Below are 14,858 nucleotides of genomic sequence, written 5' to 3' on the forward strand. Positions count from 1 at the left end.
GCCACCCGCTACGACAAGACCGCCGAGTCCTACCAGGCAGCCGTCACCCTCGCATCGCTCCTGATGTGGGCGTGACATTCGAAGACAACTCCTAGTACTGCAACGGTGCTTGTGATGATTGCTGACCAGTTCAGGGACTGTGTCCGCGTCGCTTGTAGTGACTGATGCGGGCTTGGTGCTGGCGTCGTCGTCGCCATGTCGACCAGTGCAGGATGTGGTCGACGGGTGCGGGCCGGCGGTCGGTGAGTCGGGTGATCAGGCGTCTGATCTCGGCGAGGCTGAGGTGGATGAGCTGGGAGGATCCGTTTCTGCTTTGTCCGCGTCCAGCTGTCGGGCCCGCAGGACGGTCAGGCAGGCGTGGGCGGCCATGGCCAGGGTCATGTGGCGGTGCCAGCCGGGATAGCGGCGGACCTGGTAGTCGTCCAGGCCGCATTCCTGCTTGGCGGTCTGGAAGCATTCCTCGACCGCCCAGCGGCTGCCCGCGATGCGGATCAGCTCGTCCAGCGTGGTGCCGGCGGGGCAGTAGGCGATGTAGTAGGAGATCTCCTCGGGCCTGCTGACGCTGCGGCGGGCGAGAACCCAGTGCCGGCGGTCCTCGCGGTGCCAGGGCCGCACTTCGACACGGGCCCAGTCGTAGATCCGCCGGCCGTGGGCCCCTTCACCGCAGGAACGGCGTTTCCACTTCTGCCTCGGCAGGCCGGGAAACAGGTCGTGGACGGGGTGGTCGAGTGCCCATCGGGTGACGACGGTGTCGTGCCGGGTGGTGGCCATGACGTGGAAGACGTCCGCCTGCTCGAGTTCGTAGCGCCAGCCCTTGCTGAAGCCGTAGGCGGCGTCCGCTGTCACCCAGCCGAACGGGATCTTCTCGGCGATGGCCCGGCGGACCATCGCTTTGGCCATGGCCACCTTCGTGGCGAAGCCGACCGTGTCGTCGATGCCCGCCCGACGGCAGCGGTCCCGGTCGTCCGTCCAGGAGGTGGGCAGATACAACCTGCGGTCGATCAGGGTGCGTCCGCGGCTGGTGGCGTAGGCGAGGAACACGCCGATCTGGCTGTTCTCGGTGCGTCCGGCGGTGCCGGAGTACTGCCGCTGGACGCCGGCCGAGCGGATGCCCTTCTTCAGGAACCCGGTGTCATCGACAATCAGGACGGCATCTGGGTCTCCGAGGTGTTCCACGATGTAGTCGCGCACGTCGTCCAGGACCTCGTCGGCGTCCCACTCGATCCGGTTCAGCAGCCGCTGGATGCGGTCGGGACCCGCATGCCCGGCCTCTTCCGCAAGCGTCCAGCCGTTCTTCCGCTCCAGCGGCGCGATCAGCCCTCGCATGTACGCCAGAGCAGATTGCCGCGGCTCCTCCCGGTTGAACCGGTGCACGAACCGCTCATGCAAAGCGTTCAGTTCACCCGCCCACAGCCTGACATCAGCAAGGTCCCCACCCATGACTACACCAACGAACAAGCTGGCCAACAGTCACGGCAAGCACCGTTGCAGTACTAGGGCCTGTTGTGAAAGTCCCGCCTGCCTGGCGACGCCATGCACGCACTCTCGCCGCACCGACCCCTGACCCAAGTACATCCAGTACGAGGGCCAGGGGCCGGCACTCCCCCAGCCTTCGGCCGGGGGGACCCCCAGAGCACGCACCTGACGCCGCCAGGCCCGCCCTCCGGGCGGACGACGGGACTTTCACAACAGGCCCTAGGCCGTGACCTCGGCCGTCCGGGGTGCGGGCCGCCCGGTCCCGGAGCCGGCCCCGGTGAACGACACGTCCTTCGTCTCCCGCATGGTGAGGTACACGACCAGCGAGACCGCCGCGCACGCCGTCACGTACCAGGAGAAGCCCGACTCCATCCCGGCGTCCTTGAACCACAGCGCCACGTACTCCGCGGTGCCGCCGAACAGGGCGTTGGCGAGGGCGTAGGGCAGGGCGACGCCCAGCGCGCGGATGCGGGCGGGGAACAGCTCGGTCTTCACCAGGGCGCTCATCGAGGTGTAGCCGGTGATGATCAGCAGCCCCGCCACCATCAGCAGCAGCGCGCTGCCGAACGTCGAGACGTGCCCCAGCGCCGTCATCAGCGGGACGGTGAACAGCATCGCGCCGACACCGAAGGTGATCAGCAGCGGGCGGCGGCCGATCCGGTCCGACAGCGCGCCGGCCAGGGGCTGCACGCAGATGAAGACCAGGATCGCGACGAAACTGACGAGCGTGGCGTCGGTCTTGCTCAGCCCGGCGGTGTTGGACAGGTACTTGGTCATGTACGTCGAGTACGTGTAGTCGGCCAGCGTGCCGCCCATGCTGAAGCCGACGACGAGGGCCACGGTGCGCCGGTACTGCCACAGGCCGCGCAGGGTGCCGCGCTCCTTCTCCCGCGCCGCCTCCTCGACGGCCTTCTCGTACGCCTCGGTCTCGACCAGACTGCGGCGCAGGTAGAACACGACCGCGCACCCCAGGGCACCGACGATGAACGGGACGCGCCAGCCCCAGGAGGACAGCGTCTCCTCCGACATGGTCCGCTGGAGCAGGATCTGGAGGCTGAGCCCGATCAGCTGGCCGACCTTCATCGACACCATCTGGAAGCTGCAGAAGAAGCCGCGCCGGCCGGGCGGCGCCGCCTCGCTCAGGTACGTCGCACTGGCCGCGTACTCGCCTCCCACCGACATGCCCTGCAACATGCGCGCCAGCAGCAGCACGACCGCCCCCCAGTAGCCGACCTGCGCGTGGGTGGGCGCGGCGGCGATGAGGAACGCGCTGAGCGACATCAGCATGACGGTGACGTTGAGGGCGGTCTTGCGGCCCTTGCGGTCGCCGAGCCGGCCCAGCAGCCAGCCGCCGACGGGCCGCATGAAGAAGCCGACCGCGAAGATGCCCGCGGTGTGCAGGAGCTGGGACGTGGCGTCGCCGTCGGGGAAGAAGGCCGAGGCGAAATAGACGGAGAAGGTGGAGTAGACGAACCAGTCGTACCACTCGATCATGTTGCCGACCGAGCCGCCGATGATCGCCTTCCATGGGCTGCGCGCGGCGGCCCGTGCATCCGTCGTGGACACGGGTGTCTCCTGTCTGTCCGAGGTGTCTGTGCGAGGGCGTTTCCGCGGCGATCCCGCATCACCGCAGGTCGCAGCAGCGTGACCGATCACCGGGGGGACAGCCAGGGGGGTGTGGCCAGATCTAACGTCCGCTTAAGACTTTCGGAGCCCAGGCGCCCAGGAGCCCAGGCGCCCGTCGGGGACCATGGAGCCACCAGTGCCCCGAGTGAAGGAGCCCACGGACGATGCCCCGCCCCGACGACCTCCGCTTCCGCGCGACCACCGCCTTCCAGCGGTACGTCGCCAACCCGCTCACGCGCCGCATGCCGTTCCACACGGTCCTGGAGACCACCGGCCGCGTCTCCGGCCTGCCCCGCCGCACGCCGCTGGGCGGCCGGCGCGTCGGCGACTCCTTCTGGCTGGTGTCGGAGTTCGGGGAGCGCTCGCAGTACGTCCGCAACATCGCGGCCGATCCACGGGTACGCGTGCGCATCCGCGGGCGCTGGCACACCGGCACGGCGTACCTGATGCCCGACGACGACCCGGTCGCCCGTCTGCGCACCCTGCCCCGGTTCAACAGCGCGGCGGTACGGGCGCTGGGGACGGGGCTGCTCACGGTCCGGGTGGACCTGACCGGCTGACGTGCGAAGCGCCGGTGGCCGGGCGGTTGTGCCGGCCCGCGCGGGCGTGGCGACCCGCGCGGGCGTGGGCTGCCGGGTTCCGTCGGGCAGCCGCCCGGCGGCCGTCGAGGGACCGCCGGGCGGCTGCCGTCACGCCACCAGGATCATCCGGCGATTCCCGTAGCGCGTACGACGGTCTGCGTCACGGTGTTGCCGCGACTGTCACCGGCGTGCACGCGCAGGGTGAGGAACTGGGCCGAGGCGGGGGCGTGCAGGCGCACGCTCACCCTGCCGTCGCCCCTGCCCGTGAGGCGTGCCGTCGTCCAGGTGGCACCGTCGTTGTAGGACAGCTCCACCTGGCGGGTGCGCAGCGCCGCGTCCGGGCCGCCCTCCAGGTGCACCGGCGTGACGAGCAGCGCCGCGTCCGCGGCCGCCTCGCCGTCGGCGGACGTCGGCAGGGTGTAGTCGACCTGCACGAGCGGGAGTTGCTCGCCGGCGTCCGCGGTGCGGGGCGTCGCCGAGGTGAAGGTCCACTCGGTGCGGGTGGCGGTCGAGTAGGGGAAGGCGGCCGTGGCGGTACGGGTCGCCTCGTGCACCAGGCGGTAGGCGCCCTTCTTCGCGGGCACGGCCGCGGTCACCCCGGCGCCGCCCTCGGCGACCAGGGAGCCGTCCCGGTACAGCGAGGTCTTCTGGGTGGTGGACGTGCTGCCGAACGCCGCGTAGTTGACGTGGTCGCCGCCGGAGTCGCCCCACGACGGCAGGGTCACGGCGATCTCGTCACCGGTCCGCACGGGCGCCGCCGCACCGCCGTTGAGGCGGGGCCGCACCACGGGCCCGAACCACTCCACGTCCGTGGTCCGGCCGGCCGGGTACCTGACGGCTCCGGAGGCGCTGTAGGACAGGGACTGGAGCTCGCCCTCCTCGGTCCAGGTGAAGGAGTCGTCGGTGCTGACGTAGTCGGTGCGGTGCGCGCCGGCCGTGCTGAGCCGGTTGGTGCCGACCCGGTAGGCGGTCCAGGGGTGGACGTCGTAGCGGTTCTCGTAGACCTCGCGGCCGGTGGGGTTGCGGAACGAGGTCTCCACGCGGGCCAGTTGCCGGGTGCCGGGCGCGTAGACGAGGTCCGCCGGTATGCGGTCCTTCCAGGTGCGGACCAGGTCGTACAGGTAGTCGGTGTCGGGCCGGGACACGGCCCGCAGGGGCACGCTGCCGGTGGCGCTCGCGTCCACGCGGGCGAGGAGCTTCTCGCCCTCGGTGCGGGACAGGCCCGCCACCTCGATGGACGACTTGATGATCGCCTCGCGCAGCCGCCCGTCCAGGTCGTTGACGAACAGCAGCAGCTTCACGCCGGCCTTCTGCGCGGCCCTGATCTGGTCGTCCGCGGTGTCCTCGTCGTCGGAGTCCCAGGGCACGACGGCGGCCTTGCCGGCGGCGTCGACGCCCTCGTAGTCCTCCGCGAGGCCGTCACCGGGGTGGATCAGGTCGAGGTCGTAGTCGTCCTCGGGGAGCTTCGCCGAGCCGGGCATGATCCACAGGTCGTCGAACTCCTGCCCGCCGGAGGTCACCGTCAGCAGCGGCTCCTGGTTGCGCCAGCGGGCGGTCAGGTACTGCTCGCCGTCGCCGGGCTTCTTCGCCGGCGCCGTCCACATGCTGTCCCAGCCGTCCCCGATCAGGGTGCTGTCGACGACCGAGGAGCCGTCGTCGAACGCGCGGTAGTAGTCCAGGCGCCGGGAGAAGTTCTCGGTCTTCTGCGGAGTGACCGCGGAGATCTCCCGCAGCGTCGTGCCGTCGAACACCAGGTCGGTGGTGCCGGTGATCTCCACCTGCGGCAGGACCAGGCGCGCGTAACCGGCCGAGGCCGCGCCGTGGTCGCCCTCCACCCGGAAGTCCGCGTAGACGGTGTAGCGGCCGGGCGGCAGCATCTCGTCGGACAGGCCGTCCCCGAAGATGTAGGTGCCGGCGTACTCGTCGCCCTTGCGGTAGAAGGTGAGGGAGCCGTAGGTGGGCTCGCCGGAGCGGCCGGTGACCGTGCTGCGGACGTGGAAGAGCTGCTGCCGGGTGCTGACGCCGAGCAGGGTCCGGGTGAGCACGGTGCCGTCGGCGGACGCCGTCAGCCGGCCCGTCCGGCGCTGGAGTGCGCCCGCCTTGTCCGGGTCGGTGGTGACGGTGACGCTCGCGGTGCCGTGCGCGGGGACCTCCAGACGGTCCTCGGACACGGTGAAGACGCCGGCGGGCACGCCGGGCGCGTCCACGGCGAGGTCGACGGTGACGGCCCGGTCGCCGGTGTTGGTCCAGGTCGCCGTCTTCTCCACGGTGCCCCCGGCCTCGCCGGGGGAGTGGATGCCGGCGTCCACCGTGCCGGTGGCGGTGAGGGAGGCCGTCGCGGCCGCCGCGGCGTCCACCCGGCCGTTGCCGCCGTCGTCCGCCGGGATGTCCGGCGTGGCCTTCACGGTGCTGACCAGGGCGTCCTTGATACGGCTGCCGGTCCAGTCGGGGTGGGCGGCGGCGACGAGCGCCGCCACGCCGGCCACGTGCGGGGTCGCCATGGAGGTGCCGCTGAGGCTAATGTAGGAGCCGGAGCCCTCGCTGAAGTACTGCGAGCGCGCGGCCAGGACGCCGACGCCGGGCGCGGTGATCTCGGGCTTGAGGGCGTCGTCGCCGTAGCGGGGGCCGCGGCTGGAGAAGTCGGCGAGGGCGTCGGAGGAGTCGACCGCGCCGACGGTCAGCGCCGCGTCCGCGGTGCCGGGCGATCGGACGGTCCGGTCGCCGGGGCCGTCGTTGCCGGCGGCGATGGTGAACAGGGCGCCGGTCTCGGCGCTGAGCTCGTCCACCGCCCGGGCGAGGACGGTCTCGCCGTCGGCGTTCACCCCGCTGCCCAGGCTCATGCTGATGACCCGGGCGTGGACGTCGCGGGCCGCCCACTCCATGCCGGCGAGGATCCAGGAGTCGTAGCCGTACCCCTCGTCGGACAGGACCTTGCCGACGTGCAGGTCGACGCCGGGGGCCACGCCCTTCTCCTTGCCGTCGGAGGCGGCGCCGCTGCCCGCGATGGTGGAGGCGACGTGCGTGCCGTGGCCGTTGCGGTCGGTGACGTCCTCGCCGGGAACGAAGCTGTCGCTGTCCTCGACCGCGTCCTTCAGGTCGGGGTGGTCCTGGTCGTAGCCGGTGTCCAGGACGGCCACGTCGACGCCTTCGCCGGTGTCGCCGCCCTCCCACACCTCGGGCGCGCCGATCTGGGCGACCGAGTCGCTGAGGGTGGCCTCGGCCCGGCCGTCGAGCCACACCTTGGCGACACCGCCGTCGAAGGCCGCGTCCCCGTCCGGTACGTCCTCGGTGACCTCGGTGCCGGAGGGCGTTCCGGTGAGCTCGGTCCACAGCGCGCCGGTGTCCTCGCGGTCGGTGGCGAGGGCCACGCCGTTGACACTCGTGAGGGGGCGGACGCCCGTGACGTCGCCGGGCAGGGCGACGGCGCGCTTGCGCAGGGTGGACGCGGAGGCGTCCTTGCCGCCGTACGTGACGATGAGCGGCAGGTGCGCGAGCGAGGCGTCGTCGTAGCCGTCGGCCACGAGCCGGGTGACGTTGAACAACTGGTCGTCCAGGGCGCCGGACGCCATGTAGGGGCGGGCCGAGTCGGGATAGACGTAGGTGTCGCCCCCCACGGTCAGCACACGGGCCGCGGCGGGCTCACCGTCGGGCCCCTGCACCGTGAGGGTGCCGGGGCCGCCGCCCGCGGCCGGGACGATGGTGACCTTGTCGCCGGTGATCAGGGTGACGACCGAGGTGGCAACGTTGTCAGCGGCGCGTGCCGTGCCGGCCGTGCCACGGGATGGCGAGGTGTCTGCGGAGGCGGCCACGTGCGGGGTCGCCGCGGTGACCAGGAGGGCGGCCGCGAGCACGAGCAGGCGGCGCCTTCTTCCGGACGGATGAAGTGTCAAAGGATTCCCTCGACTTGAATGGGTGTTCAGGCCGACGGGAATCTATGCCGACGAAGACGATCTAGGGAAGGGGCTGCGGGTATTGGCATCCCATTGGCAACAGCTGTGAAACAAGGGTGAGTCGAGTGAGAGGAGGGTGTGCGTCCGGTCAGGTGCCGACTTGGCTGCTCGCGCCGTCCAGAGAGGCACCCGGCGCCGACGACGGCGCGCCCGGACTCGCCTCGCGCCCCTCGCCCGCGAGGTGCGACTGGAGCCGTACGTGGCGGAACTCGAAGGACGCGCCGGACTGCCGCAGCACACCGCGGCGGTGGGCGTCCTCCAGGAACGCCATCAGCCGCCACGGCATCCGCCCGGTCGCCGCGAGCCAGAACCGGGCGACGGTGAAGCGCCCCCAGGCGCTCAGCGCGAGCGCCGCCGCGCCCAGCGGCAGCCACAACTGGGTGCCGATGTGCACCAGCCCGCCCCGGTCACCCGGCAGCGCCAGCACCGGCACGCACACGAACGCCACGAGCAGCGCGACGACCGCCCCCCGGGTGGACGACGCCGTCCGGTCGGTGCGCAGCGAGGAGCCGGGGCTCGTGGCCCGCATGACGTCCGAGGGCACGCTCAGGGCCCGGTAGACCCCGCACACGCACCCGCCCACCACACCGACCAGCACCCCGGCGGCCACGAAGGTCGGCAGGAACCGCGTGAGGAGACCCGTGGCCGTGCCCGCGGTGAGCCAGGCCCGGGCCCGTTCCGGCAGCACCGACCGCAGGTTGGCCGCGTAGGCCACCGTCGTCGTGGCGCCCTCCGGCGTCCGTGTGCCCGTCGTCGTTCGTCCGGCGGTCCGCGGGTCCCCCGTCCGCGTGTCCGCCGTCGCCGGCCCGTCGACGCGCGGGCCCGCCAGGGTGAGACGTACGGCGACCGCGCCGTCCCGGGACGCGAAGACCGTGTGGCGGGACACGAACGCGACGCACCGGCGGTTCCGCAGCAGCGGCACCTCGCAGTCCGGCGGCTTCGTCCCCTCGGGATAGGCCACCGGACGTGCCCCGCCGCCGGGAAACAGCACCGTGCCCCGCACCGGCCGCCGGGTGGCCGCCGTGCGGACGCCGTGCCGCTCGGCGTAGCTCCAGCCGTCGGCGCCGGCGGCGGGGACGGTGGTCGGACCGGCGGACTTCAGCAGGGTCACGCCCGCCGCGGTGAGCCCCGCCGCCGTGCAGGTGGTGACGCCGATCAGCAGGGCGGCGACGGTGCCCCGGACCGCGCCCGCCGCGAAGCGGCCCGCGACCCGCCCGGCCCACGGCGGCCGTCCGCCCTCCTCCCCGGCGCGGCGGCCACCGCTCACCAGCAGGACCGCGCCCGCACCCGCGCACGTGATGCCGACCAGCAGGGCCCAGGGGCCGCCGGACCGGCCGAGCAGCGCGGCGCCGGCCGTCGCGGTCCCGCCCAGCAGCAGGGCCGACCCGCACACCCGGGCCGCCGCCCGCCCCGCCGCACCGCTCCAGGGCAGCCCGAGCGGCACCGGCCGCCGCGACAGCCCCGCGATGCCGAAGAACAGGGTGAACAGCAGCGAGAACAGACAGCCGCCGAGGAGGTCGGGCAGCCAGCCGTCGGTCACCCCGCCGAACCGGAACCCGAACCGCAGGTCGTCGGCGGCCGCGAAGCCCGCCCACAGCAAGGCGCTCACCGACGCCGTCACCAGCGTCTGCCGGACCAGGAACCGCCGGGCCGGCCGGCCCCCGCCGGACGGCAGCAGGAACATCACCCCGAACGCGAACCCCAGTGTCTGCCCCACCAGCGCGGCGGCCAGCGACACGGTGTCCTCGACGCCCGACAGGTCGCGGGTGGCCCGGGCCAGGGCGACGGGCAGGGCCAACGCCGACAGCAGCCCCATCGACAGCAGCCCCGGCGCATACACCCGCAGGGCGCGCGGCAGCAGCGACTCCAGTTCCCACCACGCCAGCCGGGTCGTGCCACGCCGGTGCAGCTCGCCCGCCAGCAGGGTGAGCCGGCGCACCGCCTCCGACCTCGCGCGCGGTCCCGCGTCCGCGAACGCGGCGGGCAGGAACGCGCCGAGCAGATGGCGCTCGATCGCGTCGGCGGTGGGGAAGCGCCCCGGGTCGAGCAGCTCCGAGGGGTCCCGGCAGGTGTCGCCGTAGACCGCGCGGGCCAGCGCCACCATCAGCGGGGTGGCGAGCACCCGCGCCAGGGGGTGCCCGGGCCGGCGCGCGAGGTCCCGCAGGACCGGCGTCCAGACCGTGCCGGGCTCGCCGTCCGCCGGGTGCAGGGGACGGGCGGTCCGCTCCAGATGGGCCGTCGCCTGTCCGAGGCCCAGGGGGAGGAGCTGGACCACCTCGGCGGCGGTGAGCACGTCGCCCTCGGCCACCGCGGCCGCCCAGGCGTCGCCGCGGCTGGTGAGGAGCAGCGGCAGATCGTCGTCCAGTTCGGCGTTGATGCGCCGCACGGCCTCCCCGTAGGAGTGCCGGGACAGTTCGTCGAAGCCGTCGAGGACCGGCTGGACGAGGCCCGCGTCGAGCAGGGCGCGGGCCAGGGTGCGCCGGTCGTCGGCCGGCCCGGCCAGCGGCCGGTAGTCGGCGGCGAGCCGCTGCGCCAGCCAGTCGCGCAGTCCGCTGCCCCGGGGGTCCCAGCCGGCCAGCGGGAAGATCACCGGCACCGGTCCGCCCGGCCGGCGCGCCGCCAGCCGGTCGAGGACGAACCGCACCGCGAGCACGCTCTTGCCCGACCCGGGACCGCCGAGCACCACCAGGCGCCGGCCGGACAGCGCGGCGAACGAACCGGCGACGTCCACGTCCGCGTCCCCGCACTCGCGCGGCGCGGGCAGCCGGGGCGCGCGGACGTTCTCCGGGTGGTCGGCGAGCCGTCGGTCCGCGGCCGCCCACCGCACGTCGAGCGGCACCGGGTCCTGGAGCCGGCGCAGCCGCGCCTCGGCCGCCCACTGCTCCCGTACCGCCTCGGCCAGGGCGTCGGCGGCCCGGCGGCGGGCCCGTTCGGGCGAGCGGACGGGCGGGTCGGCGTCCCCGCGCAGCACGTCGGCCACGAGCGCCGCCACCGACACGAACGCGCCGATCGCCGAGGTCAGGACCCCCGCGGTGGCGGCGTCGTCCCACCAGAACCGCAGCACGCCGGCCAGGGCCGCGAGCGCGGCCGCGCACACGGCGAACCCCAGACGCCTCCGCGTGCGCGCACTGTGCCGTCCGCCGTGCCCGCCGTGCATATGACCGCCCCCGTGGCAGCGTGTTGCGCGCCGCCGTGTCGCCGTACCTCAGTGACCGTTCTAACGGCCCGGCACGGCAACGAACGCCCTGTTCGACCCACGTGTGAGGGAGCGTGCGGAAGCGTTCACGGGGCGTGCGGAGCCGAGTACGCCCGTTGCGTGCATGGGACACGGGCAAGCGCGGTGGGCACGCGCGCACTGCCGGCGCGTTCCGCCGGCGTCCGCACATGGTTGTTACGGCGAGGTGTTCGGCGGTCGTGGCGTTGTGCTCGGCCGTTGTGGCGAGGTGTTCGGCCATCATGGGGAGGTGCTCGGCCGTCGTGGCGAGGTGTTCGGCCATCATGGCGAGGTGCTCGACCCCACGGTTCCTCCGCTCGCCGTCGACGACCGCGGCAACACCCTCGTCGTGTTCCTCCGCGGGGCCGAGGGCGCGCCGCCCGGTGACGCGCCGCTGCCGGCGGCGCTGGTCGCCCTCTGGCACGCCGACCGCGTCCTCATGGTCTTCGACCGGTTCCGCCAGGGCTGGGAGCTGCCCGGCGGGCGTGTCGAGGAGGGCGAGACACCGCGTCGGGCGGCCCTGCGCGAGCTGCTGGAGGAGAGCGGCCAGGAGCCGGACGGGCCGTTGCGGTTCGTCGGCTACGCCGGCTTCGTCCTCGCGCCCGACCGGCGGGCCGAGTACGCGGCGCTGTTCGCGGGACGCACCACCCGCCCCCGGGACTTCCGGGCCACCGAGGAGATCGCGGCCGTCCGCTGGTGGGACCTCCGGGAAGCCCTCCCGGCGCGGGTCCAGCCCCTGGACGCCCACCTCGCCCGGCTCACGCGCGAGCCGCCCTCCGGTCCCTCCCGCCGTCCGCGGGGCTGAGCAGCCGGTACGGTGTCCGGCCGGGACCACGCACGCCCGCTGCCGGCGGACGGCTGTCCGGGTGCCGTGTCCGGCGTGCGGACGTGCCGGCTCCTATCGTGGAACCTCACACGTGAGACCGGACGCCGAGGCAGGCAGGACATGCGGGAAGCGCGGATCGACTATGCGGCGGTCTTCCAGGCCCTGCCCGGCATGGTGGCGCTGCTCACCCCCGACCTGGTCTACGCCGACGCCAACGACGACTTCCTGCGGCTGGCCGGCCGGAGCCGTGAACAACTGCTGGGCCGCTACATCTTCGACGTCTTCCCCGAGAACCCCCACGACCCGGCCGCGGCCGGCATGAGGGAGACCCGGGAGTCGATGCTGCGCGTCGTGGCCACCGGCGAACGCGACACCATGGCGCTGCTGCGCTACGACATCGAGGACCCGATGCGGCCGGGCCGCTGGCAGGAGCACTACTGGAGCCCGATCAACGCCCCCGTCCTCGGCCCCGACGGACGGGTCGCGCTCATCGTGCACCGGGTGGAGGAGGTCACCGAACTCATCCGCGCCCGCGGCGGCCGGGGCGGTGACGGCCGGACCGGCGTGCTGGAGGCCGAGCTGTACACCCGCGCCCGGGAACTCCAGGAGATCAACGAGCGGCTGCGCCGGGCGCATGCCCGCGAACGCGAGGTCGCCCTGGCCCTGCAAGCGGCGATGCTGCCCGCCCCCGGCCCGGCCGGCCCGCGGGGCGCGGCCGTGCGCTACCGGCCCGCCGTCGGCGCGCTGAACGTCTGCGGTGACTGGTACGACCTGGTCGACCTGCCGGGCGGGAACCTCGCGATCGCCGTCGGCGACGTCGTCGGCCACGGCCTGGCCGCCGCCTGCGTCATGGGCCAGCTGCGCAGCGCGCTGAGCGCCGCCTGCCGCGTCACCGACGGCCCCGCCCAGGCCCTGGAGGCCCTCGGCCTGTACGCAGGCTCCGTCGAGGGCGCCGAGGCGACCACCGTCGTGACCACCTTCGTCGACCGGGACCGGCACACCATCACCTACAGCTGCGCCGGCCATCCGCCGCCCGCCCTGCTCGACCCCGACGGCACGGTCACCTTCCTCGACCGGGCCACCGACCCCCCGCTCGCCGCCCGCCCCGAGCACGCGGCCCGCCCCCAGGCCGACGTCCGCTTCTCCGACGGCGCCACGCTGGTCCTGTACACGGACGGTCTGATCGAACGCCGCAGCGAGGACATCGACGCCGGTCTGGCCCGTCTCGCCCACTCCCTCACCCGCCACCGGGACGCCGCCCCGGAACCCATGGCCGACGCCCTGCTGGCGGACCTCCTCCCCCCGTCCGGCAACACCGACGACACCGCCCTGGTGGTCGTCCGGCTGTGACGACGGTCCGCCGGTGCGCACCGCACGCTCCGCGCCGGCCCGCCCGGTGCCGGCGGACCCGCCGCGGCCGCCGGCCGGCGCTCACCGTGCCCGTCACGGGCGCCGGTCGCGGCCTCCCGGCGACGGATCTAGCGTGGACGCAGGCATCCAGGAGGTCCGGCCATGACGGGTTCGCACGTTCCGGGCGGGGCACAGGCCGGCGCCGGCCGGTACGGGAGGGACCTGTTCGAACCGCAGGACCCGCACGAGGCCGGGCGGATCGACGCCGGTGCGCTGGTCTACGACCCCGTCACCACACGCCGTCTGCGGGCGCTGGGCGCAGGACCGGGCTGGCGCTGCCTGGAGGTGGGCGCCGGGACCGGGACGGTGGCGCGCTGGCTGCTGGAGGAGGCGGGTGCGGGGGAGGTGGTCGCCCTGGACCGGGACACCGGCGCGCTGGCCGCCCTCGCGAGCCCCCGACTGCGGGTGCTCACCGCCGATCTGACGGACGAGAGCCTGCGGCCGGGCGGCTTCGACCTGGTCCACGCCCGGTTCGTCCTGATGCACCTGCCCGAGCGCCGCCGGCTGGTCTCGCGGCTCGCCGGATGGCTGAACCCCGGTGGCTGGCTGGTCCTCGGCGATGCCGTGGAACTGCCCGACGTGCTCGACACCTCCTCCGCCTACCGGCGGACCATGGACGCCATGTGGCAGGCGCTCAGGACGACGATCGGCACCGACACCTCCTCCGTGCCGGCGTACCCGCGCTTCCTGAGGGAGGAAGGCCTGCGGAACGTCGCGGCCGAACTGGTCTGCCCGCCCCTGGTCGCGGGCAGTCCCCTGGCCCGCTTCTGGTCGCAGACCTGGCGCCGGATGCGGTCCGAGCTGGAGGCGACCGGACACGTCGACGCCGAAGCCGTCGACGAGGCCCTGGCGTACCTGGACTCACCGCGACTCGCCGAACTCGGCCCGGGCATGGCGATGGCATGGGGGCAGCGTCACCGAGGTGGCCGGGGCCGCCCGAGACGGGGCAGGCCGGTAGCGGGGACGGCCGGAAGCAGGGGCAGCCGGTAGCGGGGACGGCCGGGGCCGGCCGGAAGTCGGGCCGGTCGGACATCGGGTCGGCCGGACACCAGGCCCGCCTGGACACCGGACGGGTCGGACACCGGGCCGGCCGGACTTCGGGCGGGCCGGACACCAGGCTCGCCTGGACACCGGACGGGTCGGACACCGAGCCGGTCGGACTTCGGGCGGGCCGGACACCGGGTCGGCCCGGGCACCGGGCCGGTCGGACGCCCGCCTGGTCAGAAGCAGTCCTCGAAGTCCTGGGAGACGCCGGGGATCGGCTGCATGTCCCTGCCGCCCCGGACGTACACCGCGCTGATCCAGCCGCGCGGGCCGCCCGCGTCCACCTGCACCCACCAGTCGTTGACGTAACCGGAGTCCCGCACCACGTCGCCCTGGCTCTGGCAGTACGCGGTGACGTGCATCCGGCTGATCCGCACGCGGTCGTACGGCTCGCACTCGAAGCCGGCGCAGTTCCGCATGTTCACGTTCGTGGCCCACACGTACACCTGGGTCGTGTCCGGTGCGGCCTGCGCCGGGACGGCGGTGAGCATGAGCAGGGACAGGGCGGCCCCCGTCGCCGCCGCGCCGGCCAGGACGGCCCGGCGCAGCCGGGCCCGGGAGGAGGGGCTGGTGATCGTCATGACGTTCCTCGGCTTTCCGTGCGGGGGGAACGGTGTCGCGCGGAGGACGGCGACGGCGGCGCTCCCGTATGAGCGGGCAGGAGGCGCGGGCGGGGGAAGGAGTCCGTCCGGTTTTCTCCGTGCCTGTCCCACCCCGCCGGTAGGGTGGCC

Annotated in this window: 9 protein-coding genes; 4 read left to right on the top strand and 5 right to left on the bottom strand. The window is 73.8% G+C overall.

Features of this window, described 5'->3' with window-relative positions; all coding sequences use genetic code 11:
* Positions 1 to 255: 255 nt before the first annotated feature.
* A complete protein-coding gene (locus ACZ3KJ_RS25490) occupies positions 256 to 1,440 on the bottom strand; it encodes an IS701 family transposase (protein WP_467530311.1) in 1,185 nt (394 codons plus the stop codon).
* 255 nt (positions 1,441 to 1,695) lie between these two features.
* Positions 1,696 to 2,970, bottom strand: coding sequence for an MFS transporter (locus ACZ3KJ_RS25495; RefSeq protein ID WP_467530596.1), 1,275 nt, complete (start codon positions 2,968 to 2,970; stop codon positions 1,696 to 1,698).
* Positions 2,971 to 3,266: 296 nt separating this feature from the next.
* Between ACZ3KJ_RS25495 and ACZ3KJ_RS25500 the strand changes: the two genes are divergently transcribed.
* Positions 3,267 to 3,662: a nitroreductase/quinone reductase family protein gene (locus ACZ3KJ_RS25500; RefSeq protein WP_467530313.1), complete on the top strand. Its 396-nt coding sequence runs from the start codon at positions 3,267 to 3,269 to the stop codon at positions 3,660 to 3,662.
* 143 nt (positions 3,663 to 3,805) lie between these two features.
* Here the strand turns inward: ACZ3KJ_RS25500 and ACZ3KJ_RS25505 are convergent, their stop codons facing one another.
* Positions 3,806 to 7,534, bottom strand: a complete 3,729-nt coding sequence (locus tag ACZ3KJ_RS25505) for a S8 family serine peptidase (RefSeq protein ID WP_467530314.1) — start codon at positions 7,532 to 7,534, stop codon at positions 3,806 to 3,808.
* 187 nt (positions 7,535 to 7,721) lie between these two features.
* Positions 7,722 to 10,730, bottom strand: a complete 3,009-nt coding sequence (locus ACZ3KJ_RS25510; RefSeq protein ID WP_467530316.1) for an NACHT domain-containing protein — start codon at positions 10,728 to 10,730, stop codon at positions 7,722 to 7,724.
* Between the two features lie 367 nt (positions 10,731 to 11,097).
* Here ACZ3KJ_RS25510 and ACZ3KJ_RS25515 point away from each other — a divergent pair, with 367 nt between their 5' ends.
* The 3 genes from ACZ3KJ_RS25515 to ACZ3KJ_RS25525 all read left to right on the top strand — a co-directional run bounded on the left by ACZ3KJ_RS25515 (position 11,098) and on the right by ACZ3KJ_RS25525 (position 14,073).
* Positions 11,098 to 11,652 (top strand): NUDIX hydrolase, encoded by a 555-nt coding sequence (locus tag ACZ3KJ_RS25515; protein WP_467530317.1) that lies wholly within the window; start codon positions 11,098 to 11,100, stop codon positions 11,650 to 11,652.
* A 141-nt stretch (positions 11,653 to 11,793) separates the two neighbouring features.
* Positions 11,794 to 13,023, top strand: coding sequence for a PP2C family protein-serine/threonine phosphatase (locus tag ACZ3KJ_RS25520; protein WP_467530319.1), 1,230 nt, complete (start codon positions 11,794 to 11,796; stop codon positions 13,021 to 13,023).
* A gap of 162 nt (positions 13,024 to 13,185) precedes the next feature.
* A complete protein-coding gene (locus tag ACZ3KJ_RS25525) occupies positions 13,186 to 14,073 on the top strand; it encodes a class I SAM-dependent methyltransferase (protein WP_467530320.1) in 888 nt (295 codons plus the stop codon).
* Positions 14,074 to 14,303: 230 nt separating this feature from the next.
* On the opposite strand, the gene ACZ3KJ_RS25530 is transcribed toward ACZ3KJ_RS25525, so the two are convergent.
* Positions 14,304 to 14,708, bottom strand: coding sequence for an SH3 domain-containing protein (locus ACZ3KJ_RS25530; protein WP_467530321.1), 405 nt, complete (start codon positions 14,706 to 14,708; stop codon positions 14,304 to 14,306).
* Positions 14,709 to 14,858 lie beyond the last annotated feature (150 nt).

The organism is Streptomyces sp. NPDC003248 (assembly GCF_055563235.1).

Excerpts from the sequence above, each read along its gene's own strand:
- ACZ3KJ_RS25500 (WP_467530313.1), top strand. The coding sequence starts at position 3,267 with ATGCCCCGCCCCGACGACCTCCGCTTCCGCGCGACCACCGCCTTCCAG.
- ACZ3KJ_RS25490 (WP_467530311.1), bottom strand. The coding sequence starts at position 1,440 with ATGGGTGGGGACCTTGCTGATGTCAGGCTGTGGGCGGGTGAACTGAAC.
- ACZ3KJ_RS25530 (WP_467530321.1), bottom strand. The coding sequence starts at position 14,708 with ATGACGATCACCAGCCCCTCCTCCCGGGCCCGGCTGCGCCGGGCCGTC.
- ACZ3KJ_RS25525 (WP_467530320.1), top strand. The coding sequence starts at position 13,186 with ATGACGGGTTCGCACGTTCCGGGCGGGGCACAGGCCGGCGCCGGCCGG.
- ACZ3KJ_RS25495 (WP_467530596.1), bottom strand. The coding sequence starts at position 2,970 with ATGATCGAGTGGTACGACTGGTTCGTCTACTCCACCTTCTCCGTCTAT.
- ACZ3KJ_RS25520 (WP_467530319.1), top strand. The coding sequence starts at position 11,794 with ATGCGGGAAGCGCGGATCGACTATGCGGCGGTCTTCCAGGCCCTGCCC.